The organism is Candidatus Binataceae bacterium (assembly GCA_036495685.1).
Taxonomy (GTDB): Bacteria; Desulfobacterota; Binatia; order Binatales; family Binataceae; genus JAFAHS01.
The window spans coordinates 30,974-52,534 of sequence record DASXMJ010000040.1 but is presented as its reverse complement, the minus strand read 5'-3'; the positions used below and the strand labels follow the sequence as shown (position 1 = coordinate 52,534).

General features: G+C 58.5%; 21 protein-coding genes and 1 tRNA gene. 10 read left to right on the top strand and 12 right to left on the bottom strand.

What is annotated here, in order from left to right; translation table 11 throughout:
• Nucleotides 1-575: 575 nt before the first annotated feature.
• The 5 genes from VGI36_04780 to VGI36_04760 form a co-directional block, all read right to left on the bottom strand.
• Entirely contained in the window at nt 576-965 is a 390-nt protein-coding gene (locus tag VGI36_04780) for a nuclear transport factor 2 family protein (protein HEY2484437.1), read from the bottom strand.
• Nucleotides 966-1,070: 105 nt separating this feature from the next.
• Entirely contained in the window at nt 1,071-1,214 is a 144-nt protein-coding gene (locus VGI36_04775) for a hypothetical protein (GenBank protein ID HEY2484436.1), read from the bottom strand.
• Between the two features lie 1,093 nt (nt 1,215-2,307).
• On the bottom strand, nt 2,308-2,940 hold the full coding sequence (locus tag VGI36_04770; GenBank protein HEY2484435.1) for an NAD(P)H-dependent oxidoreductase: 633 nt from the start codon (nt 2,938-2,940) through the stop codon (nt 2,308-2,310).
• Nucleotides 2,941-4,004: 1,064 nt separating this feature from the next.
• Nucleotides 4,005-5,570, bottom strand: a complete 1,566-nt coding sequence (locus VGI36_04765) for a sodium:proton antiporter (GenBank protein HEY2484434.1) — start codon at nt 5,568-5,570, stop codon at nt 4,005-4,007.
• A gap of 262 nt (nt 5,571-5,832) precedes the next feature.
• On the bottom strand, nt 5,833-6,075 hold the full coding sequence (locus tag VGI36_04760; protein ID HEY2484433.1) for a hypothetical protein: 243 nt from the start codon (nt 6,073-6,075) through the stop codon (nt 5,833-5,835).
• A 70-nt stretch (nt 6,076-6,145) separates the two neighbouring features.
• On the opposite strand from VGI36_04760, the gene VGI36_04755 reads away from it, so the two are divergent.
• Nucleotides 6,146-6,292 (top strand) — tRNA-Thr (locus tag VGI36_04755).
• 100 nt (nt 6,293-6,392) lie between these two features.
• On the opposite strand, the gene VGI36_04750 is transcribed toward VGI36_04755, so the two are convergent.
• Nucleotides 6,393-7,007 carry a hypothetical protein gene (locus VGI36_04750; protein ID HEY2484432.1) on the bottom strand — a complete coding sequence of 205 codons (615 nt, stop codon included), beginning with the start codon at nt 7,005-7,007 and terminating at the stop codon, nt 6,393-6,395.
• Between the two features lie 239 nt (nt 7,008-7,246).
• Between VGI36_04750 and VGI36_04745 the strand changes: the two genes are divergently transcribed.
• From VGI36_04745 to VGI36_04725, 5 genes are read left to right on the top strand one after another with little or no spacing between them, the layout of a single operon-like run.
• Nucleotides 7,247-7,645: a hypothetical protein gene (locus tag VGI36_04745; protein ID HEY2484431.1), complete on the top strand. Its 399-nt coding sequence runs from the start codon at nt 7,247-7,249 to the stop codon at nt 7,643-7,645.
• 5 nt (nt 7,646-7,650) lie between these two features.
• Nucleotides 7,651-8,421, top strand: coding sequence for a hypothetical protein (locus tag VGI36_04740; GenBank protein HEY2484430.1), 771 nt, complete (start codon nt 7,651-7,653; stop codon nt 8,419-8,421).
• A 20-nt stretch (nt 8,422-8,441) separates the two neighbouring features.
• Nucleotides 8,442-9,677 carry a hypothetical protein gene (locus VGI36_04735; protein ID HEY2484429.1) on the top strand — a complete coding sequence of 412 codons (1,236 nt, stop codon included), beginning with the start codon at nt 8,442-8,444 and terminating at the stop codon, nt 9,675-9,677.
• Nucleotides 9,678-9,691: 14 nt separating this feature from the next.
• Nucleotides 9,692-10,147, top strand: coding sequence for a hypothetical protein (locus VGI36_04730; protein HEY2484428.1), 456 nt, complete (start codon nt 9,692-9,694; stop codon nt 10,145-10,147).
• 35 nt (nt 10,148-10,182) lie between these two features.
• Nucleotides 10,183-11,382, top strand: a complete 1,200-nt coding sequence (locus VGI36_04725; GenBank protein ID HEY2484427.1) for an amidohydrolase family protein — start codon at nt 10,183-10,185, stop codon at nt 11,380-11,382.
• A 162-nt stretch (nt 11,383-11,544) separates the two neighbouring features.
• Here the strand turns inward: VGI36_04725 and VGI36_04720 are convergent, their stop codons facing one another.
• The 3 genes from VGI36_04720 to VGI36_04710 form a co-directional block, all read right to left on the bottom strand.
• Nucleotides 11,545-11,868 (bottom strand): FmdB family zinc ribbon protein, encoded by a 324-nt coding sequence (locus VGI36_04720; protein HEY2484426.1) that lies wholly within the window; start codon nt 11,866-11,868, stop codon nt 11,545-11,547.
• A gap of 5 nt (nt 11,869-11,873) precedes the next feature.
• Nucleotides 11,874-12,650, bottom strand: coding sequence for an N-acyl homoserine lactonase family protein (locus tag VGI36_04715; GenBank protein ID HEY2484425.1), 777 nt, complete (start codon nt 12,648-12,650; stop codon nt 11,874-11,876).
• Between the two features lie 61 nt (nt 12,651-12,711).
• Nucleotides 12,712-13,980, bottom strand: coding sequence for an MFS transporter (locus VGI36_04710; protein ID HEY2484424.1), 1,269 nt, complete (start codon nt 13,978-13,980; stop codon nt 12,712-12,714).
• 45 nt (nt 13,981-14,025) lie between these two features.
• Here VGI36_04710 and VGI36_04705 point away from each other — a divergent pair, with 45 nt between their 5' ends.
• Nucleotides 14,026-14,238, top strand: coding sequence for a hypothetical protein (locus tag VGI36_04705; protein ID HEY2484423.1), 213 nt, complete (start codon nt 14,026-14,028; stop codon nt 14,236-14,238).
• Between the two features lie 372 nt (nt 14,239-14,610).
• On the opposite strand, the gene VGI36_04700 is transcribed toward VGI36_04705, so the two are convergent.
• Nucleotides 14,611-15,972: an amidase gene (locus VGI36_04700; GenBank protein HEY2484422.1), complete on the bottom strand. Its 1,362-nt coding sequence runs from the start codon at nt 15,970-15,972 to the stop codon at nt 14,611-14,613.
• 637 nt (nt 15,973-16,609) lie between these two features.
• Nucleotides 16,610-17,194, bottom strand: a complete 585-nt coding sequence (locus VGI36_04695) for an IclR family transcriptional regulator C-terminal domain-containing protein (GenBank protein HEY2484421.1) — start codon at nt 17,192-17,194, stop codon at nt 16,610-16,612.
• A 324-nt stretch (nt 17,195-17,518) separates the two neighbouring features.
• On the opposite strand from VGI36_04695, the gene VGI36_04690 reads away from it, so the two are divergent.
• From VGI36_04690 to VGI36_04680, 3 genes are read left to right on the top strand one after another with little or no spacing between them, the layout of a single operon-like run.
• Nucleotides 17,519-18,322: an enoyl-CoA hydratase/isomerase family protein gene (locus VGI36_04690; protein ID HEY2484420.1), complete on the top strand. Its 804-nt coding sequence runs from the start codon at nt 17,519-17,521 to the stop codon at nt 18,320-18,322.
• On the top strand, nt 18,304-20,067 hold the full coding sequence (locus VGI36_04685; GenBank protein ID HEY2484419.1) for a methylmalonyl-CoA mutase family protein: 1,764 nt from the start codon (nt 18,304-18,306) through the stop codon (nt 20,065-20,067). The genes VGI36_04690 and VGI36_04685 overlap by 19 nt, the downstream gene beginning before the upstream one ends.
• Nucleotides 20,068-20,085: 18 nt before the next feature.
• The gene (locus VGI36_04680) at nt 20,086-20,496 is read left to right on the top strand and encodes a cobalamin B12-binding domain-containing protein (GenBank protein ID HEY2484418.1); all 411 of its coding nucleotides are present in this window, start codon (nt 20,086-20,088) and stop codon (nt 20,494-20,496) included.
• A gap of 168 nt (nt 20,497-20,664) precedes the next feature.
• Here VGI36_04680 and VGI36_04675 read toward each other — a convergent pair whose 3' ends face one another.
• Nucleotides 20,665-21,534 (bottom strand): RNA polymerase sigma factor, encoded by an 870-nt coding sequence (locus tag VGI36_04675; protein HEY2484417.1) that lies wholly within the window; start codon nt 21,532-21,534, stop codon nt 20,665-20,667.
• Nucleotides 21,535-21,561: the final 27 nt, after the last annotated feature.

Genomic DNA, 21,561 nt, shown 5'->3' with positions numbered 1-21,561 from the left:
GCGTCACGACCAGAGGCACGAGCGGAAGCTTCGAGTACTTCTGATACTCGCCTTGGATATCCAGACTTCTTGGAATCCATTGGTGCGGAATTCCTTTGTACCGGAAGTACGAACGTACCTTTACAGAGTATGGTGAAAGCTCAATGCCGTGGATGTGGTATACTCAGCCATCGTAGTCCCTCTCAAACCGGAAACATCAAAACAATTTCGCGGGTTGCTCTTCGTTCATAATGGAGTGAGCTCGGAACAGTGGAGCGCGGAGGCCTTCACGAAGCTGATTGGCGCTCGCGGCTCACTTTCAAGCCATCTTCACATCCTACTCTTGCTGCTTCCGACTCGAGGCTCCTCCGCATGGTCGCCTGGTCTTTTGCCGGATCAGACTATTAGCAGCGACAGCAGACTGAAGTGGTAGCAGCACGTCAGCGGCGGCTCTGCGGAAGTCCTTCCGGGATAGTGGACTCAGGCGCGCGCGGCGAGCGTATCGCGCGAGCTTTGTTGCATGGGCTCAGATAAGAGCACATGGCTCTGCACGGTCAATTACGCACGCAAGCAGAGCAAAGGCGAGCAGCGCGATTTCACGATTCCTTGGGCAGCGGTGAGAAGTGCGCGCTTACGACTTTCCACTGTCCAGCTTCTTTGCCGAACACCAACGTCGTGCGGCCATGAACCGACATCGGCTTGCCGTCTTTCGTCATGCCAGTGAACGTATCGTACGCGTTCGCGACTGCGGCACCGTCGTTGATCATGCGGCATGACAGTTGCCGGAAGCCGAAGTTGGCGCTGGCGAGCGGGGCGAACGCAGGTGCTAGGAAGTCGGCGAACTGCTTCTTGTTGTCGAAGCGGTACGGTACGTGATCGAAAACCTCGAGGTTCTCTGAAAGGAGATTCACTACTGCCTTGATGTCCATTTTGTTGAACGCATTGGCGAGTTCCTGAACTGCGGATTCGATTTCTTTCACGCTCATCGGAATGGTCTCCTCTATTTGGATGCTTCAGAATTGATGTTGCGCGACAGCGTCGACGTTCGCCTGAAGCGAAACCGTGTGCAAGCTAGATACCCATCATTTCTACTACCAGATCGCCAATCGATGATTCCAGCCAGTTCCACTGGCGCGCGACGAATCCTCGTCGATGAGCGCCGCGCCGATATCCACTGTCCCATCGCCCGGCCGACCGAACCCGCCGAGACACGGTCCCGGCGAAGGATTCTTCATGCGCAACCTGCCAGGCATATCGCCGGCCAAAACCCCGTAAGGATCAGGGAGCGCTCTGCGTTTACCGGCGAGTGGTATTCATTCCGCTTTCATCGAGTCACCGTTTTTTGTGCGGCGATCGGCTGGGCTAGGCGTTCTAGGTATTCAGGGTTGCGGAAGGACACGACTCGCTGGCGGTGAGAATCGGAGGAATGAAGAGTAATTCAAGCACAGAACGGCGACGATGGAGACGAAGACCGATGGAACGAACGCGTCCATAGCGGACAGCAGCACAACAACAATCAGATAGACAAGGGCGGCTATAGCGGCTCTAACCTGAAGTCGAAAGCAAACGAAAGTCAGCAGGGCAATAGCAATGCGTCCAAGCAGGAATTGCGCAACCGAATGCCAAGATTCATAGGTCCGCTCCATGTTTCTTCCGACTTCAAAGTTAGGGTGCTCTAGACAAAAACGCCTCCCGCCGTCACCTATGGTCCAATACCACTACCACTGTTTTTGCGGAAGATTCTCTTGCGCAGAACGGGCGCTCTATTTGTCCCTACCTGCTGCACAAGATCACGCGGTCCGCGTGTCATGTGCCATGCGATGCTCCTGTACGAGCTCCGTCACCGGCGATTGATATCTACGTTCCGTAGACTTCCCAGTTCGCAGCTGGTTTTTCTCCGCTTAAAGGAAAGAACGAGGTTATCGACCAAATCCGCTATCGTTTCAGCATTTCAACGATCGGCTCACTCTCGGCGACTCGAGGCTTGCCGAACTCACCTCAAAGCAGAATTGACCGCTAACATTCGGAGGCGCTTGATGAAACGACCGCTCCCGCGCAAAAGCGTGGGCGCCGCGCGGTAATTCATTCAGAACAAGAGGTTCGGTTAAGGACGTAGTTAGCCGCTCTCTTTGCGCTTGTGCGGCGGCGTGAATCAAAAGCTTGCGATGATCGGAAACTTCTGATCCGCGCGGCGGCCTAGGCGCAGCACGCCGCTCATTATATCCTTCGCGTCCCGCACTCGGTCTGGAAATTAGTGGCACGGCAGCCCGGATCAGATCGTTTCGCTCTCGCGTACGACTCTCACGGGAGCTGGATGCACTCACACAATCACCAGAAATCTCTAGCTATTCGCTCAACCGATTGCTTGGCGGCTGCCACACTGGCTGCTGATTGTGCATCGTTCAGATTCCACGCGTTATCCACGATCACGCTGCGAACCTCATGCACTCCTATCATGCGAAGCCAGAAATCTATGTAAGGCGCCTGGTGATCGAAGCTTGATGGTATTGGAGTACCGTCGCGATATGTAGATCCGCGCGTATAGACGACCAGTGCCTTGGGGATATTGAGGAATGGCCCATATTCTTTGCCGTCATACGTGAACAGGTAATTGCGCTGAGCGGTCAGATCGATCAACTGCTTGAGCTTGTATGGGATGGAGAAGTTCCACATCGGCAGGCCCAGGACAATTCGGTTCGCTCGTTGGAAGCGACCGATCAATTCTTGAATCCGGTTCCATGCATGCGATTCTGCGTCTGTCATTGGCTCGTGCTTGATGGCCTTGTACTTCGCTCCGATGGATGCGGCATCAAACTCGGGGAGGTTTTCGTCCCAGATATTCAGGACGTCCTCATCAATCGTGGGGAGGATTTTCCTGGAAACCGAAAGAAAGGCCTTGGTCAGGGCGATAGAGTTTGATTTGTCACCTCGCGGCGATGACTGAATGTGTAGAACGTTCATGGCGATCTCCTAATTGAGGGACTTTTGCGCAGCCTTCTCGTGTAAGCTGCTGCGACGGGTGTTCATCGATCAGGCGAAGGCAACAGGGGGTGCGAACTGGCCGCCGCCGAATGATCCGCTCGCACGATCGGTCTCTAAAAAGAATACCATGATGTCATTGGGAGCGACGCCGGCTTCGCCAAAGTTTTTCGACTAGTGCGGTCACAAGACTTCTTTTCCTGCCGGTGTCCGTTCCTGAAGATACCAGCCCTTCAATCATCAACATCTGGTCCGAGCGGGCTTGGGCAGCGCAGGATAGTACGGGTCCACCCTGAGGTCGCTTGGGTCTAGCGAAAGGAAGCGCTGGAAAACATCATCTTCAGGATATCCAGCGACAACGCTTGCGGCGTGGATGGTCCTGGAAAGGCGATCTTTCGCTTTGGCAGACCGGTTCGCGTTCATCGTGACGGTAAACAAGGGCATAAAACCTCCTAATTACTGGGCAGTTTTATTTCAGAGGCCTCTCGGCACGATCGATTTTAGTCTTTGCGCTAACGCGGCGCTCACAACGCCGCTGAAAAGAGTCGCCGCCAATGGGGTTGGGTGTCGGGCTCGCCTTTACCCGATTGCTTGGGCGGATCAGTGCCCTTCGAAATTGTGCTGCTGGCGCGGATGAGCCTCGGTGAAAGCACTCAGGACGTCGAACGCTCACTCTTTCTTGTTGCGGTGATCGTACGAGATGGAGTGAGCGGCCGATCGCGCAGCAGAATCGGATCCGCGAGAGACAGATACCGTCCGATGCGCTGCTCGGGTCGAACACGAAACGGCGTTCATCGGCCGCGCTGGTCGGGGAAGTTCGGGTCACCTCCAGCTGTCCCAACTCGACTAGGGGCCGTTCCGCAGGCTACTGCCCACATGGTCTCCACGGGTTGAGCGACATCGGTTGCTGATGCGAGAGAACCTGACATGGTTGACGATGCCCAGCGGGTTCCCGGGCCGTGACCGTTCAAGCGAAAGCCGGCAATTGAGGCAAAACAACATCGAGATCGGGTTCAAGGATCTCGCCGAGTGGGGGCGCGCTCGAGTTACCAGCGGCTGCGAACCTCTCCACCCAGTTCAAGCAGATCCAGTTCCGCTTCCAGTTGCTGAAACGCCGATTCTCCGATCGCACCTGAAGCCCTCAGCGCGTTGAGCTTCTCGCGTGCGGCAGCTCTGGCGGCGGTGCGAAGCGCGACCTCGGCTTGATGCTCTCTCTCGGAGCGTCCGAGCGAGCCGTCGACTTTTCGCAGCACCTCCGTATATTCACGGCGAAGGGCGTCCGCAACGCCGTTGTCGTCCGGGACATTGCCACGGTTGTCCACCCATTCGAGCGCAGCCTTGAAGATTTCGACCCGGCCAGTGCGGATCTCGTTGCCGACGGGTGAGTCGTCCTCCAACCCCAACATCATCACGAGCACGCGGAGGGTGAGCCCCTGCACGACGAGGGTGCCCAGCACGACGGCGAAAGCGGTCAGCACGATCAGATCGCGATATGGGAAATTGTCGGGCAACGCGAGCGCGGCGGCCAAGGTCACAATACCGCGCATCCCACACCACGATACGAGCAAACTGTTCTTGAACCGGGGCGGCGGCGGGAGCGGACTGTGTGTTCCGAAGACGCGCTGTGCCAGTCGCGTCGAGAGGTTATAGGTGAAGATCCATCCGGTTCGTGCGAGGATGACCGTCACGAGGATTACGGTCGCGAAGACGACGTAATGAACGTGCGGCGTGCGGTCGAGCCGGTCCATGATCGGTCCGAGCTGCAGTCCTACCAGGATAAAGGCCAACGCATTGAGGACAAAGACCGCCAAATCCCACACGGCGTAGGAAGGAACGCGGACCGCGGCGGGCAGCCGAATCGCCGAACTACGCGACAATATTACGGCGAAGGTCACGAGCACGAGCACGCCCGACAGTTTCAGCCGATCCGCCAGGATCCATCCTCCGAACGCGCCGATGAATTGCATGACGATCGAGCTGGGCACATCGGAGAAACGATTCATGATGTTGCCGTACGCGAACGCAAACAACGCTCCAATCGCTACGCTACCGATCAGCACAAAAACCAAGGTTGAGGTCACCTCGATTGCGTTGTCGGTACGCGCTACCGCCGCTCCAATGGCTAATCGATAAATGAGCAATGCGCTGGCGTCGTTGAGAAGACTCTCATCTTCGAGGACCGTGACGAGGCGACGGGGGAGCCTTACTTCCTTCAGAACTGCGGTGGCGGCAGCGGCGTCCGGCGGCGCAATCGCAGCGCCCAAGGCAATCGCGACGGGCCAGGGCATATTGGGCACGAGCCAGCGCGCGACGAATGCGACGGCAGCAGTGGTGACAGCCACCGCCATGAAAACCAGGCTGAAAATGGGAATCCAGTTCTGGCGGAGATCGCGCAACGAGTTGTCAAACGCTGCGTCCACCAACACCGGCGCGACAAACAAGGCGAGCGCCAGATCCGGCTGCAGTGAGATTCGCGGGCCATGCGGCAGCACCGCGATGAGCACTCCGCCCAGCGCAAACAGCGATGGTGAGGGGACCTTGATCCGTCGCGCGAGCGCACCCAGCAATACCGCGCCCAGCAGCAGAGATAACGTCCACAGCAGAATGTTCATTTTACATCTCTCCCTACGCGCCCCACCAGGAGATAAACGCTTCCGCCCAACAACCGCTGCAATGCGTTGTCATACGCAGCGACCAGGAGGCAGTCGTTGTCAACCTGGACATCGAACCGGTGGAAAGACCTGAGTCGGTCGCATGGAGCGACCCAATCCACCGGCACAATTGAGTCCTCCGCAGAAGGAGGCGAGACGTTGGCTGGACGTGGGCACGAAATGAACCACTCCCAAGGCTTAGGCTTGATGCCGTTCCCTTAACTCAATCAGACATTGAAGAGGCGAGCATCGAAGGTGCCGTGCAGCGCCTCAGGCCGAAACTGATGACGGTCGCGGTAGTGATGCTGAGTCTGGCTCCCATTCTGTGGGAAAGGGGATCCGCGCGGGATGTGAAGAAGAAGCCGATCGCGGCGCCAATCGTCCTCGGAATGATCAGGTCGACATTCATGCGCTGATCCTGGTGCCGGTCTTCTTCGCGATGATCAAGCACCGCGCGCTCCGCCAAGGCTCACTTGGTCCCGAAACCTAGAAATTGGTGTTCGTCTTCGGCTGTGCCGAGACTCCTGTGGGTTAAGGCCACCGCTGGGTAAGGAGCGTGCGGGGCGCCGGAGTACTGCCCCCTTTTATGAATCCAGGAAGTTGCATCGAAAATTGAAGAATTTGTGCGGACTTAGCTGTTCGTAATCAGCAGGTCGTCGGTTCGAATCCGACGGGTGGCTCCAACGAAATCAAGTACTTTTTCGCCCTCATCATCTCCAACACGCTCGACTGTATCCAATTTTCTGCCCACCCGCTGGAATATCGACGGCACGATCCGTCATCTCACTCTCGAAGATCTTCCTTTGATGCCACGGCTAGGTGTGACGACCGAGCTACTCTCCGACCCGTGCTGCGGGCAGCATTGCCGTTGCGGAGTAGCTCATAGCCGTGCACTGCGGCCCGCAAGAACCGGATTCCAGAATCAACGTCCTCGCTCGAAAGTTCGGTCGCGGTCCGCTCCACGAGCTGTCGCAGAAATTCATGTCCGCGAGCAATCATTGTCGCAAGGAAGCGCTCGCCCTTTACCGTCAGGAACACCATCTTCTCGCGCCCGGATTCGGCATTTTCCACCAGGCGGACCAGCACCAGCGGAGTGCGCACCATGCCGCGCAACGCCTTTGTGACTGCTGGGCTGGTAATTTCGAATAGTTCCTGCAACTTGCGGAAGATGTCCTTGCGTCTCATACCTCCGGAGATTTCGGCTTCCGAACGAATCAGCCACAAAATTGCAGCCTGCTTGCGAGTAAGCTCGCCACGCATCGCATCCTCTACCGCCACGTTCCCTCGATAATGAAGTGGATACAGAAGTTCGAGCAACTCCGCGGCCTGCCGCGCCGCCGCGGCGCCCGTATGTCCGCTGCTCCTGGGCCTTATTGCCTTGGATATCTTGGATGTCACAATGCGCTCGCTGACCGTGATTTCTTGACAAGCGCTCCCTCCCGGCGCTAAACGACTTCAACAGAAACGCTTAACCAAGGCAACAATTCGCATAGGAAACCTATGCCCTGCGGCGTGCTCTTCGGAAGACGGGACGCCTCGTGCTCGCGTCGGGTCGATTAAGGGTCTTGGGGAAGTCAAGCTAAAAGCCCCACCAACCCATGTAAAAGCCGAGACGGAGCACTGCTCTGGAGGCAGCCATGGCCATTCCCATCGATAAGAAAGAGACCCTTGAGCGGATGCGGGCCCTGCCACAAGTCCGACGCTGGCGTGAGGGTAACTACGAACCCGGCGGGTGGTTTACCGCCAAGCCAACCGAGGAAGGCGGCATCTGGGGTTCATGGGGTCATCATTTTCAACCCAACCGCCGCCGCGGTGTGAGCATGGTCGAACTCAACCGTGCTGACCGACATCCGATTCCTGCCGAGGGCCTGGGATTGATATCGGACCGCGAAGCGGGAACCGAACCTGACACGCCGCGCTATGACTATCCGCTCAACCAGAAGTACCAGGTGTGGTCATACAACGTCGAAAGCCTGTACGAAGAGGCGGTGTGCGGCAATGGAGCGCCACGCGCGATATCCCCTGGGACAAATTAGAGCCTTTGTCCAATGACCAGGAACGTGCGCTGTGCCAATTTGTCGGGTTTTTGCATACGGTGGAATTCATTCCGGGAGACACTCTGCCTTTCTACATGGCGCGGGTGGATCCCTCTTTCGCAGAGGTGCGGTTGTTCATGTCCTCGCAGTGCGCCGATGAAGCGCGCCACATGGAGGTGTTCGGCAAGCGGATGTATGCAAACGGCGGCGGACCAGGCATGGAGCCGGGCGCCGAGGCGCTCTTCCAGTTCGATCCGCGCAAGTCGGTGCTACCTGAAGAAGCCGCCAGAGTGATTGCGAGCGTCAATCCGACCCTGGATTTCCTCGCCTATTCCTATTTCGTGCAGATGATAGGCGAAGGCGTAGTGCTGGACTTCTTCCGCTTCGGCGAATTCCTCGGACGTAATCCCTGCGACAAGGAGATGTTTCGGCGCATCATGCAGGATGAAGCGCGGCACGTTTCCTTCGGCACGATGCGTATTAAGTACTACCTGGAGAATGCACCGCGACAGGAACGCGAGGCGGCCTTAGAGATGCTGCACTATCTGGCCTCTGTTACCGAAACCAGCGGGGCCGGATTTGGCCTGCTGGTGCATCCCAGCGCAGTGGAGCCGTTCGCCCTGTTGGCCGCGGGCAGCACCGGGAACCTGGACAAGGGATGGGATGTCGTGCGCGAGTTCTGGGCCGCTGTGGTCGAAGAATACCTAGACCGCTGCGACCGCGCAGGCCTTCCGCGCCGGGGCCGCTGCATGATTCCTGACGAAGCGCCTTTCTAGCCCCGAGACAAGCGATCACCATGGCGTCGTCGTCCGCCCGCTTACCACCGCGCTTCGCACTGCCCCCCACGCGCAGGGAAAAACCGATTCCCCTGCCGCTGCCAGAGGAAGTTAAAGCCAAGCTCTATAACCATCCGCAAGCCCAACGCATCCGCTCGGGTCAGCTCGGCGAGTGGTTCACCACGCCCCTGGTTGGCGGCGAATGGACCGAATGTGGCAAACGTGCGAAGCCTGATCGCATCGGAATGACCTTCATGGCGATCAATGCGGTCAGCGCCAATCCGGAACCGACCAATGAACCGGCGCGCCGCGTGAACCATTCCCGCTACATCAAGACGCATCCTGCGATCTCGCGGGAGCTCGAGGAAAAGATCGCGCCCAAGTATGGCACCGCGCGAGAGATGGACCTGCGCTACCAGGTTTGGATCGACGAGGCCGCCGAACTCGCCGAAGAGGCGCTGGACCGTCAGATGCGTCCAGCGCGCCAGTTGCGGTGGGAGGAGATGACCCCGCTGAGCACTGATCTCGAGCGCGCCTTCGACCAGTTTGCGACGTATCTAATCCAAGCGTTCCACCTGTGTTCGGAAGCGTCCGGCCCGTGGAACGGCCTGATCCATTACGGGTTCGCGGAAGTAAAGAGCTATCTCGCCTACGAGTTGTTCGATTACAACCTGATGGCGGGACTGCTGCGCAATCGTGTGATGGCCAACGGCGGAGGCGTGGGCGTTCAGGTTGATGGACTGGAAGCGGGATTGATTGACGTCTGCAATGAATCGTCCCACGGCTTTGTCGGTCAGGTGAATCGCGACTTCGCAGCCGTCGTGTTCGCGATCGATGTCCTGTTCAACAGTATCCTGCTGGGTATGGCGCAGTTAGCCCAGGGAGGAGCGTGCAGTCGTTTCGACCGGCACCTGATGACTCAACTCATCCAGGATTGCGCGCGTCACACAACTTTTGGATGCCGCCGCATCTCATTTTATCTGCGCAACTGTCCGGACCGCGAAGAAGCTGCGATAAAGCTCCATCTGGTGGCCGACCGCCTTGAACCGTTGCAAACGGAGCATCATCTGCTGAACCCGAAAGTCCTGGAACCGCTCGCGATTCTGGCGTGGGGAGGTGCAGAGGCAACGGAGCGCGGGATGGGTATCATTCGTGAATTCTGGCCGCGCTTCGCCACTGACTACCTGGCGCGCCTGGACTCAATTGGCCTCACGCGGCGTGACCGTTGCCTTATCCCCGCGCGCGCTCCCTTTTGACGATTGGAGATTCGATGACCACTGCAGCATCGTTTCCTTCCACTCAATGGTTCGAGCTTCTGGCGGGGCGGATGAATGAGCAGCGCGCGAAATATCAGAATTTTGGCTTCGTCTCGGCGCGCGCCGTCTTCAGGATACTCGATACTCCGGGTGGCAATCGTAACTTCGGCCTGGTGTTCGACGGCTTGGAGTGCGTGGAGATTCGCGAGCTGGCCGACAGCGAGATTGCGTCATTCGATCCGGATTGGACGCTGGACGGTAACCACGCCACCTGGAAGGAGATGGTGGAAAATATCAAGGCGCATGGCGAGGCAGATCCCGATCACACGCTGAACCGCCTGTGTCTGCTGCGGCATCCGTTCAAGGTCCACGGCGCGGATCAGATGCGGGTGGACATTTTTTACCGGCAATTGTTTTCCTTCCAGGCTTTCATTAACGAATCAGCGACAATCGAAACCAACTTCGCGTGATCCGAGAAGGACACCAAGGCACCGAGAGAAACGACATGGCAACTGCACATCAAGAATCACCCGGTTTGGGCCGCGAGTCGCTGGCAGGAATCAAGGTGATCGACGTCGACACTCATCTGAGCGAACCATACACGCTCTGGACTAAGCGGGCTCCGGCCAAGTGGAAGGAGCGCGTTCCACAGGTCAAAACCGTCGACAACAAGCGGCAATGGGTGATCGGCGGCACGACGGTCTTGGGTCCGGTCGCGGCGATAAGCGTTGTGAAGCCCGAGGGCGAGAAGTCCCGCGGTATCGAATTTTTCCAGTACGCACTGGAAGACGTCCATGCCGGGTCATACGACGTAAAGGCGCGGCTTCAGTTCATGGACGGTGAGGGCATCTGGGCGCAGATCCTGTATCCGAATCTTTTGGGCTTTGGCGCGCAGCGGGCAGCCACTGTCGACCCTGAATTACGATTGGTTTGTATCCAGATCTACAACGAGGCGATGGCCGAATTTCAGGAGGAATCAGGCGGCCGGCTTTATGGGATGGCCTATATGCCGTGGTGGGATGTCGGGCAGGCGGTCAAGGAAACCGAGCGCTGCCACAAGATGGGCATGAAGGGCATTAATACCAACTCCAGCCCGCAGGACCACGGGCTTCCGGATCTAGGCCAGAGTTACTGGAATCCGCTGTGGGAGATTTGTTCGGACCTGCGGATGCCGATCAATTTCCATATCGGCAGCAGCACCGAGGCGAATGACTTTTACGGCAAATCGTCCTGGTCCTCTCAGAGCGCCGACCGCAAGCTCGCGCTCGGCTCAACGATGCTCTTCATGCATAACGCGCAGGTCTTCGCGAACCTCATCTACTCGGGAATTCTGGAGCGCTATCCGAAGCTGAATTTTGTTTCCGTGGAAAGCGGTGTGGGCTGGATGCCGTTCTTGCTCGAAGCGCTGGATTACGAGTTAGAGGAGGCCGCGCCCAACTCCAAGTCCCTATTGAGCATGAAGCCGTCCGACTACTTCCGGCGGCAAATATACGCCTGTTTCTGGTTCGAGCGGAGAGGCTTCCGCGCTGCATTGGATGCTTTGGGCGTTGACAACATCATGTTCGAGACGGATTTCCCCCACCCAACCTGCCTGTATCCAAATGCCTTGGAACACGTGGCGCGGACACTGGAGGGCCTGACCTTCGAAGACAAGCGCAAATTGCTCGGCGCCACTGCCTCAAAGCTGTATTCGATTCCAGTCTAAACCAGCCCATCGTCGAACCGCTGTCGTTAATGATCCGAATGCGCCAGGTAGGTGTGTTTTTTCGGCTCGTGAACTCGATCGTGCGCGATTGCGTAGACAGGTATACCTGTTTCCTCCTGCTCGCGCGGAAGTACTCAGTGGCTTGCGCCTGAGCTCTCGCGTTCACTCTCCCTGCTCCTTCTTCTCCGCGACCGCCGCGTGATAGTCATCGAACTGCGCGCCGCGGCCCGTTTTGTATGCAGACATGCGTGTCGCCGAGTAATCGTCCATGCCGCAGAAGCGGGCGTAACTCGGCGGCTTCGGTATTTTGGGCTTCTTCAACTTCACCTGTGGAGTTGCCGCGGAGCCACGAATCGCAAAAGTCGACGGTATTCGCACCGCAGATGAGCCGCAGCGCGGGCACCTTCTTCCGCGATCGGCTTCGCGCCACGAGATCACTTCTTGGAACTGGTAACCGCAATCACATCGCCATTCGTATATCGGCATCGTCGCTACTCGATGATATGGGGAATTTCCGACCAGTCCTCGGGATCGTGGGTGATCCACAAGGTTGCGTCATACATCTCACGTATCGCTTTGAGGCGGCGAATCGAATGCGTCGATTGATTCGGGTCGGTGTCCAGCGGCATCGTGGCTTCCCGCTCAATAGCTTCGCGCAGATGCACGGTGTCGCCGGTTAGAAGGATGTTGCGATTAGAGAGCCTCACCATCAGCGAGCATTCGCCGGGTGTGTGACCCGGAGTGAGTAGGAACTGCAGGCTACCATCGCCAAAGAGATCGAAGTCGCATCCGAGTTCCAGCCAATCGTAGCCGCGCGTCGGCAGGTAGTCCTCGAGCACGAATACCCACCGCCGGTCGGGATCGGGCCAGTAGGCGTAGCGCAGTTCGTTGGTTCCGACGATAAACTTTGCTTTGGGAAAGTAGCTGAGTCCGCCAACGTGATCGAAATGGCTATGCGATACGACTACATACTTGATGTCTGATGGTTGATAGCCGACCTGCTTGATTTGCCGATCGAGGGTCTCGGTCTTGCTCCATTCCAACGGCAGATTGCGCGCGTGCTCGCCCAAGTATCCGATTGGATCATCGATCATGCGCGGGTTGCATCCCGTGTCGAATAGCACGAGACCTTTCGGGTGTTCCATGAGAAACGAGGGACACGGCAGCTTGACCATAGTAGCGTCGCCGCCTTGAACCAGCAGCGAGCGCGGTGCAGAAAGCTGCGCGCCGGGTAGCGCCCACATCTTCCGGATCCTGCCATTAGTCATTGTAAATCTTTCTCCTGATTGGTGGTTGCGCACGCCGCAGCCTCGACGATTAAAATTGAGGCTACCTGCTTACACGCTCGGGTTGCTCGTCGATCAGTGCTGCTTGTTCTGCGGGCTGGGTTATCCGCCCCTTTCCGGTTTCGGGAACCATGTAGAATCCGCCGATCGCTATCAGTCCGAATAAAAGCGAAGCCAACATCACAGTCTGCAAGCCAAAATGTCCGGCTAGCGAGCCGCCTACGATCGGCGAAAGAAATGCGCCGATATAGGCGGCGCACCACACTACTCCGAGTCCGCTTCCCGCTCTGATCGGCGTCATTCCGGGAAGTTCCATCACCATGGTCACCAGGGTCGGCAACAGCGCAGACGATCCGACGCCGATGAGGATCAGCGAAAGTCGAAGGGCCGGCAGACTGGTGAGAGTCACCGCTCCCAGGCATCCGAGCGCAAACACGATCTGCATCGGAAAGGTAAACGGCCGGCGCAATCCGATCGCGGCCGTCATCACGCCGGCACCGGCGGCGGCGAAAATCCCCGCGAATGGAATCAGCGCGGTCAGGGTTCCGGCCTGTTCCAGGGTGAAGCCGCGGACCGACTGAAAGAATTCCGGCAAAAACGCGCTGTAGAGCTGAAATACCCACATTCCTGAGGCCAGCGCGATCGAGATTACGCGGATATCGCGCATTTGGAGCACTGCTCGCATTGCGCCCGCTTCCGCCGCGTGCGCGCCGCCACCGGATCGATGCGAAGGATGCGTCCGCCCGAGCAGTGTCCACAGAAGTGCGACTATCGTCACTGCCAATCCGTACGCGAATAGGGCGGTGCGCCATCGCGCACCCACCGCGACGTATATCGGCGCCGTGAGCGCGAACGCCGCCGTGAGTCCGATGAACGGCGCGACCGCGTTGATCGTGTTGATATATGCCCACTGCGATTCATCGAACCACTGCATGACGAGCGTGGCAGGAGGAGCGATCATCATCCCGAAGCCGATTCCTTCGAGCACGCGGCAGGCCAGGAGCGTGCCAAAACCGGGAGCGTAACCACTGCCAACACCGCCGATCGCCAGCAACCAGATGCCAATGATGAAGGAGCGCAGGGCGCCGATCCGTTGCGCCACCATCGCACCGGCGAGCGCGAAAATCGCGATACATAACGAGATGATCGAGATGATGAGGCCGGCATCTCCTAAATGAATTTGCAGGTCCTTGATGATCGGGCTCAACAACGGGGCTGGAGCGAGCCAGGTCAGCGTCTGGCTGGCCAGCGCCAGCACCAGCAGAATTTCGATCACCCATCGGTAGGAAGAGCGTTTCTCGCTGCTGGCCATGATCGTGATCCTCCTGCAAACCTGTCGTATTGCGGTTCCCTCGTGATGTCCAGCGGCGCAGCGCTTGCTTTCGCGACGATCCTTTCGCACTTGTTTAATCTCAGGGAAGCCGACATCGGTTACGAGATCGTCGTGCCGAAGCGGAATGCCTCAGATTCTAGGAAGACTATGAATCGCCGTTACACCAACGTCTACTATCTGGAGGATCGCGGGTGGCGCATCGTCGCTCCTCAGGCTACCAACGTCTCAGTGAAGTAGGAAATCGCACCGCGTTCTCAGCGCAGACGGGACGCTCGCCGCTCCAACTCCGAAACAATACACAGAACGGCGAGGGGACCAGCTTCCTTGGCTAAAGATCGCCGTCGACAGATTATCATCCCAGTGACCGAACCTGCCCATGATTCCAACAAACCTTGGAAATCGATCCTCCAATCGGTCGTCACCGCGGACTGGATCTTCGTCGAGCGACCGGTGCGTGGTACAAGGGAAACGGCAAGGGGTCAGCGGTGTTAACTGCCGCTTTCGACGTGTTCCAGCACAAACCAGCGCTTTTTTAAGGCGTTCGACAACTTCGAAGCGATCGCTGCGCGACCGTAGCTGTAGCCAACCAAATCGAGTCGAAGTATCAGCTCAAAATGGCGCTGGGTCCGGGAGTTCATCGAAACCAAAAACCTGCTCGCACCATCGTGCCACGTTCAGCAGTCGGCCCTCCTCGAGCGTCGTGCCAGTGAGCTGGATCGAGATCGGCAATCGCGACGGACCAAGCGCACACGGCAGCGACACAACCGGATGGCCACTAAGGCTCCAAGGCAGGTTGAACGAGGGATCACCGGTCGACTCAATTCCGGCCGGCGCCGGCGCAGGTGTAGCTGGGGTCAGGATCACATCAAAGCGAACTAGCACGCGATCGATCTCTTGGCGAAAACACCTTTGCACCTCCAGCGCCCGTATGTATTCGCAAGCTTGCATATTGGAGTTGCGCTCGAGGAACTCGCTAAGCTTCGGCCCATATAGGTCTTTTTTCTCTGCAAAGCGCTCGCGATGGACCTCGGCGGCCTCAGCACCCAGCACGGCCAGAGCGCTCTCTCTAGTCCGGGCGAGCGACGGGGGCTCATCGACGGCTTCGATCCGTGCGCCGGCCTTGGCGAGCTTGCCAAGCGCATCGACGACTGCAGCGCGGGTGTCATCGTCTGCGCGATCATCGAACGCTTTGGGCATCACTGCGATTTGCGGAGGCCGCGCGACCTGCGAAGCTGAAAACAGATAGTCGCCCGTCGCGACTGCCCAGCTTGCAGCGTCCCGGGAATCCTGTCCCGCCAACGCCTGCAGCATCACGGCCGTGTCGGCGACCGACCGCGCGAAGATGCCGACGTGGTCGAGGCTCGGTGCGAGCGCTAGCATTCCATAGCGGCTGACTCGGCCGAAGGTCGGCTTCATCCCGACGATGCCGCAGTACGACGCAGGTCGGATGGTCGAACCAAGGGTTTGCGAGCCGATCGCGGCATGGCACATCCGTGCTGCGACCGCCGCACCTGAGCCGCTGCTAGAGCCCCCTGGGCTATGCTCCGTGTTCCATGGGTTACGAGTGGCGGGCGCGTCTGCGAACGCAAACTCGGCGGTCGCGAGCTTGCCCAGGACGATTGCACCGGCGCGTTTAAGGCGCGCGACCGCCTCGGCGTCGTAATGCGGAACCAAACCAGCGAGCACCTTGGAGCCCGCCGCGGTTTTAAGTCCCGCGGTGTAGAAGATGTCCTTGATCCCGACCGGCACGCCGTGGAGCGGTCCGCGAAAGCGGCCGTCGTGCGCCTCCCGATCAAGCTCAGCCGCGGCGCGTTGCGCTCCAGCTCGATCGACCGCGGCCCAAGCCCTGATCGTGCCATCTAGGCGATCGATGCGTGCAAGCGAAGCCTCCACCAGCACGACGGGCGAGAGCTTTCGCTCGCGAATTCCGCGTGCAGTCTCGGTAAGCGTAAGCGCATGAACCTGAAGCATCCTGTTTCACTCCTTCGCGGGCAAGGCGGACGTCGTGACCTGGTCCTTCAATCAAAATTCGCCATGATCAAAACATCGGAGGGTTCTGTGTGTTCTTAGTGCGATACGCTGGCAGATCGCGATAGACCCGAAATACTTTCGCTGCGACTTCGCGTGCGGCAGACACGTCATTGACAATCGCGAGCAGTACCCCACCGATAATGCGCGGAGGTGGACATCCCGCTTCTTTCGTAGCGTCCGTATTTCTCGGTACGACATGCTCTTGCAGGGTTTTTCTTCCGGCCATCCAGGGTAATCGTGCCGGTAGCCTCCCTACCGCAGAGCTGGAGCATCTTCGGTCCGAATGCCGCCATAACTTTTTTAGTGGCGCTCCGGGACCCGCCATTGCAAGATGAGCGGTCCGCGTGCTGGATGGGCGCGTTATCAGTGCGGGAGAGCTTGATAGCTGCCATCTGTCGAAATAGAAAGAGGTACTGTAAGAATTCCGGGATCGCAACAGCAAGCCGATCTTCTCGCGCAGAGAGCGCGCCGCTTCCGGCGTGTGATCCTGCCTTGAGTCAGTATGTCCGACATCTCGCTTTCTATCCCTTTGATCGATATTTATCAGAGAATTTTCGAGCATCCGGCTACGCGTTCTCTATCCGATCGCTTTGGCGACCGCCCGTCCTCGACTCAATTCCCCGATCGAAGCACTGGCCCTCTTCAGAGCTGAGGTGTGTTCGCCGAGGTTCTCTCGCATGCGAGACATCGGTCCCGCTATGGCAATTCCGTACGCCTCGTAGTCGAGGCGCAAGCCCGCTGCCACCGCCGTCACGTCTGCCACATTCTCCCCAGCGGTCATAAAAAAGCCGCGCCGGCGGCTCCGTTCGAGGTCGGTGAGCAGCTTTTGCCGACTGGTGATCGTCGCTTTGGTCACCTGTCTCAATGGCAAGTTCTTCAGCAGTTCAGACAAATCGGCCGGTTCCAGCGTCCCGAGTAATGCCTTGCCGATTGAACTCGAGTGCAGCGGCTTTAGATCGCCCGACCTCGCGCTGTAGCGGATCGTTTGCGGTCCTTCAAAAACCTCAAGGTAGATCACTCGGTCGCCCTGACGCTTCCCTAGAATCACGGTTTCGCGCGTCTCGTCTCTAAGATCGGCGAGGACTGGCTCCAAAAGATCGATCCATGGTTCTCGCGCCGCAATCGTCCGAGCGACTTCAAACAGCCGGTGCGTAGGGTACAAGCGCTTCGGCTCGACAAGGTACAGATATCCGCGAGCTTCCAACGCGCGGATCAAGTTGAAGCAGCTAGATGCTGGCGCGTCTAAGGAGCGCGCTATTTCAGACAACGAGAGCGGAGTTTGCGCCCTGGCGAAGGCTTCGAAGAGTTCCATGGTGCGTCCGGCACTTTTCACATCCATGAATGATAGTTCTACCTCTTGAAAGAGTTGCTTTCAATTACGTACACTCTCAAGGTACTGTCATCATGTTCGCAGTCGGTTTCGAGTCGAACGACCTATGAATTTTCTTGGATAGCTCTGGAGTCGCAGAGTTCAAAAGAACTGAAGATGTCGGCCGAGCACGAGCTTCAGAGATCCGCGCCAATTGCAGGTCTCGACCACCTTCAATATGTCGAAGCGGACGGTGTCGGACTGCTAACCATTAACCGTCCGGCGGTTCACAACGCGATCGGCCTGACGACGATGCCGGAGTTGGAGCGCGTGCTGGATCATCTGGAAACCTCGCCGACGCTCTCTGTGCTGGTTCTCACCGGTGCCGGAGATAAGACATTCGTTTCAGGGGGCGATCTCAAGGAGCTTGAACAACTGACCACGCATCAGGCTGCGGCCTCGATGTCGCGCCAGATGCAGACGCTGATGGCGCGTCTCAGTGAACTGCCGATCGCAGTGATCGGTGCGATAAATGGCGACAGCTTCGGCGGTGGCTGCGAAGTAGCGCTGGCCTGCGATATTCGTATTGCGAGCAGCCGCGCTCGTTTCGCATTCAAGCAGGTCACGATTGGGATAACGCCGGCATGGGGCGGGCGCTCGCGCCTCGTCGAATTGGTCGGGCGCTCGATCGCGCTTCGACTCATGCTCACCGGCGAAGTCATCGATGCGGCCGAGGCCATGCGTATCGGGCTGGTAGATAGCGTCGTCGAGCCCGCTTCCGTGCGCGATTCTGCGATTGCGTTGGCGCAGCAAATTGCCGCGAACCCCAATGAGGCAGTGCGCGCGATCAAGTATCAAGTGAATAGCGGACGCGGTCTCGTCGGTGAAGCGGCGATCGAATTCGAGGCGGACAGTTTTGCGCGTACCTGGGTATCGGACGAGCATTTGAAGGCGGTCGCTACATGGAAGCAGCGTCGCTGAGTGCGACGCGAGACTGCGGAATCGAGCACTTGAGCAATCGCAGCGGAGTTTTTAACGCGATGGCAAATTTTCCAGAAACCGATATCTCGCAAGCGTCCCGGATAACGAACAACGGCGTCGACACTCACGAGTCAGAGCGGCGATGGCGCGAACGCGTTGCGAAGTTGAAGGTGGCGCCGGCGGAGACCTCGTCGGGAATCGAACTCGATCCGCTCTACACCGAAAACAATATCCACGGCGAACTCGGGATGCCGGGAGAGTACCCGTTCACGCGCGGTGTCCAGCCGACCATGTATCGTGGAAGGCTGTGGACGATGCGCCAGTACAGCGGCTTCGGCACCGCATCCGAAACCAACCAGCGCTACCGATGGCTGCTGGAGCAGGGCCAGACCGGAATTTCTGTCGCGCTCGATTTGCCGACTCAGCTGGGGATGGACTCCGACGACCCAATGGCAATCGATGATGTGGGACGCGTCGGCGTTGCGATCGACACACTTGCCGACATGGAGGAGCTTTTCGCTGGCATTCCGCTGGGCCAGGTGAGCGCGTCATTCACGATCAATTCCACCGCGTCGATCCTGCTTGCGATGTACCTGGCAGTTGCTGAGAAACAGGGGATCACGCCGGAGAAGATTGCGGGAACGATTCAGAACGACATTCTCAAGGAATACGTGTCGCGCGGGACCTGGATTTTCCCGCCGGCGCCGGCCTTGCGATTGATCGTGGACACGATCGAGCATTGCGTCACACACGCCCCGCGCTTCAACGCAATCAGCATAGCGGGCGCGCATTTCCGCGATGCTGGGGCGACCGCGGTTCAGGAACTCGCGTTCACTCTGGCGGACGCGATCACTTACGTGCAGGCCTGTCTCGATCGCGGACTGAACGTCGATCAATTCGGCCGCTTGCTAAGCTTCTACTTCTACACGCACAACGATCTGTTCGAGGAAGTTACCAAGTACCGCGCGGGGCGCCGCCTATGGGCGCGAATAATGAAAGAGCGCTTCGGCGCGAACGACCCCAATTCGCAGATGTTCCGCTTCGGCGTCGTGTGCGGCGGCAGTACCCTCACCGCCCAGCAGCCGTTTAACAATGTGGTCCGCGTCGCGTACCAGCTACTCGCCTCGGTGCTCGGCGGCGTGCAGTCGGTATTCACTGCGGCTTGGGACGAGCCATTCGCGATCCCGACCGAGCAGAGCGCCGAACTGGCACTGCGCACCCAGCAAGTGCTCGCATACGAGACCAACGTGCCAAGCGTGGTTGATCCGCTGGCCGGCTCCTATTTCGTCGAGGCGCTTACAGACAGGGTGGAAGCCGAGGTCGGCGCGATAATCGATCGTATCGAAACCATGGGCGGGATGGTGGCCGCAATCGAGAAGGGGATGATCCAGCGCGAAATCGCGCAGGAAGCGTATCGACATCAGATGCGTATCGAGAGCGGCGAGCAAATCGTTGTCGGGGTAAATAAGTTCGCGCGCCCGGAGCCCGAGCGCGAACGGTTGCAGCTGTATCAGGCGGATCCGCAGATCGGGGAGCGTCAGCGGCAGAAGCTCGCCAAAGTACGAGGCCGCCGTGATGATGCGAAAGTGAAGAAAACGCTCGTAGGTGTCGCGGAAGCAGCACGTGGCAGCGAAAACATGATGCCTTCGCTCAGCGAAGCGGTTAAAGCCTACGCGAGTATCGGCGAGATTTGCGCGGTGCTCCGTGAGCACTTTGGGACTTACCAGGAGCCGGTCGCGCTTTGATCCGCGGGAGGGGTCTCGATGGATGAGCGTCGGATTCGTGTGTTGATCGCGAAACCCGGGCTGGACGGCCACGACCGCGGAGCAAAGGTAGTCGCCTACGCGCTACGCGATGCCGGTATGGAAGTGATCTACACCGGGCTCCGTCAGAACGTGGAGCATATCGCCGAAGTCGCACTGCAAGAGGATGTTGATGCGATCGGCCTCAGTATCCTCTCAGGAGCGCACTTGCCGCTGACCCGCCGCCTGAAGGAGGCCCTGGGCGAACGCGCTGCCGAGGTCGCGATCCTCGTGGGCGGGACGATAACGCCACAGGAAATTCCCGCGATGCTCGAGGCGGGCGCCAGCGCCGTCTTCCCGACTGGTACCGCACTGGCGGAGGTGGTCGCAGGAGTTCGCGCGGCTGTCGGAAAGAAGAATGAGAATAGATGAGTAGGGAATGATAGGAGCTGATTTTCAATCAGCAGTGAATTCACGAAAAAGGTCGTGAAATCAGGCGCTTAGTGAACCTGACTTTAGGAACTTGCTGACAAGCCTTTCGTAATCAGCAGGTCGTCGGTCCCGCGGCGTATACCGCAAACATCGACTTACCTCCCCGCTTCACGGCAGAGCAGGGCTCGCGAGCAGCTTCCGCATCATTTTCACGAGGTCCGGAGGTCTGTAGAACGGATGTCCGCGGTAGATCTCCGCGCATTTGTCGTCCAGCGTCTTGACGGTCTGATACGTCTTGGGCGCGGCTTCGCGCACCTTGCAGATTCGCTCGCGGACAAAGAGTAGATTTTCGGGATCGACGTGGCCAGCTTGAATGAAGCCGCGGGTCTTCTTGGCGCATCGGCATGAATTCGCCGGATTCACCAGCCCGCACTTGTCGTTCATGAAGTTGCGCAGGTCCCGTCGAGCGCGGGCCAGCCGTTGGCGAAAGTTCTCTGGCGTGATCTCCAATACTTCGGCGGCGACGGCGTCGCTGACTCCCAAGATGGCGCCTAGGATGTAAGCGAGGCGCTGCTCGCGATCGAGGCAGAGCAGCATCCCGGAAGTACAGGCAAGCATCGCTTCGGTGACGAGTAGATTCCCGTCAGGCGACACTCCTTTAAGATCAGGTGGGTCGAGGTCGGGTGTCGCATCGAGTTCCTCGCCGTAGCGACGAAAGTCTATTAGGGGGTCCTCGACCCTTCCCCTCCTCATGTTGAGCACATGATTGACGACTATCCGGTAGATCCAGGTCCGGAGGCTGCTCCGCCCTTCAAAGGACGAAAGCCGGGTCACTACCTTGACGAGAATCTCCTGCGTTGCATCCTCTGCATCCTCAGGATGGAACAGCATGCGCAACGCGATGTTGTAGATCCACGCCTGATGGCGTTCGACCAGATCCTCCAGCGCCTTGCGATCGCCGGCGCGAGCGCGCAGGACAAGATTTTCATCCTCGCGCTCGCTCGGCGCATTTTCGGCCAAGGGGTTATCGACTACCATTACTTGCCTCCTGGCGGATCGCGTCAC

Excerpts from the sequence above, each read along its gene's own strand:
- VGI36_04735 (HEY2484429.1), top strand. The coding sequence starts at position 8,442 with ATGGCGTCGTCGTCCGCCCGCTTACCACCGCGCTTCGCACTGCCCCCC.
- VGI36_04730 (HEY2484428.1), top strand. The coding sequence starts at position 9,692 with ATGACCACTGCAGCATCGTTTCCTTCCACTCAATGGTTCGAGCTTCTG.
- VGI36_04715 (HEY2484425.1), bottom strand. The coding sequence starts at position 12,650 with ATGACTAATGGCAGGATCCGGAAGATGTGGGCGCTACCCGGCGCGCAG.
- VGI36_04745 (HEY2484431.1), top strand. The coding sequence starts at position 7,247 with ATGGCCATTCCCATCGATAAGAAAGAGACCCTTGAGCGGATGCGGGCC.
- VGI36_04705 (HEY2484423.1), top strand. The coding sequence starts at position 14,026 with ATGTCCAGCGGCGCAGCGCTTGCTTTCGCGACGATCCTTTCGCACTTG.
- VGI36_04775 (HEY2484436.1), bottom strand. The coding sequence starts at position 1,214 with ATGAAGAATCCTTCGCCGGGACCGTGTCTCGGCGGGTTCGGTCGGCCG.
- VGI36_04700 (HEY2484422.1), bottom strand. The coding sequence starts at position 15,972 with ATGCTTCAGGTTCATGCGCTTACGCTTACCGAGACTGCACGCGGAATT.
- VGI36_04725 (HEY2484427.1), top strand. The coding sequence starts at position 10,183 with ATGGCAACTGCACATCAAGAATCACCCGGTTTGGGCCGCGAGTCGCTG.
- VGI36_04720 (HEY2484426.1), bottom strand. The coding sequence starts at position 11,868 with ATGCCGATATACGAATGGCGATGTGATTGCGGTTACCAGTTCCAAGAA.
- VGI36_04780 (HEY2484437.1), bottom strand. The coding sequence starts at position 965 with ATGAGCGTGAAAGAAATCGAATCCGCAGTTCAGGAACTCGCCAATGCG.
- VGI36_04690 (HEY2484420.1), top strand. The coding sequence starts at position 17,519 with ATGTCGGCCGAGCACGAGCTTCAGAGATCCGCGCCAATTGCAGGTCTC.
- VGI36_04685 (HEY2484419.1), top strand. The coding sequence starts at position 18,304 with ATGGAAGCAGCGTCGCTGAGTGCGACGCGAGACTGCGGAATCGAGCAC.
- VGI36_04680 (HEY2484418.1), top strand. The coding sequence starts at position 20,086 with ATGGATGAGCGTCGGATTCGTGTGTTGATCGCGAAACCCGGGCTGGAC.
- VGI36_04710 (HEY2484424.1), bottom strand. The coding sequence starts at position 13,980 with ATGGCCAGCAGCGAGAAACGCTCTTCCTACCGATGGGTGATCGAAATT.
- VGI36_04765 (HEY2484434.1), bottom strand. The coding sequence starts at position 5,570 with ATGAACATTCTGCTGTGGACGTTATCTCTGCTGCTGGGCGCGGTATTG.
- VGI36_04770 (HEY2484435.1), bottom strand. The coding sequence starts at position 2,940 with ATGAACGTTCTACACATTCAGTCATCGCCGCGAGGTGACAAATCAAAC.
- VGI36_04675 (HEY2484417.1), bottom strand. The coding sequence starts at position 21,534 with ATGGTAGTCGATAACCCCTTGGCCGAAAATGCGCCGAGCGAGCGCGAG.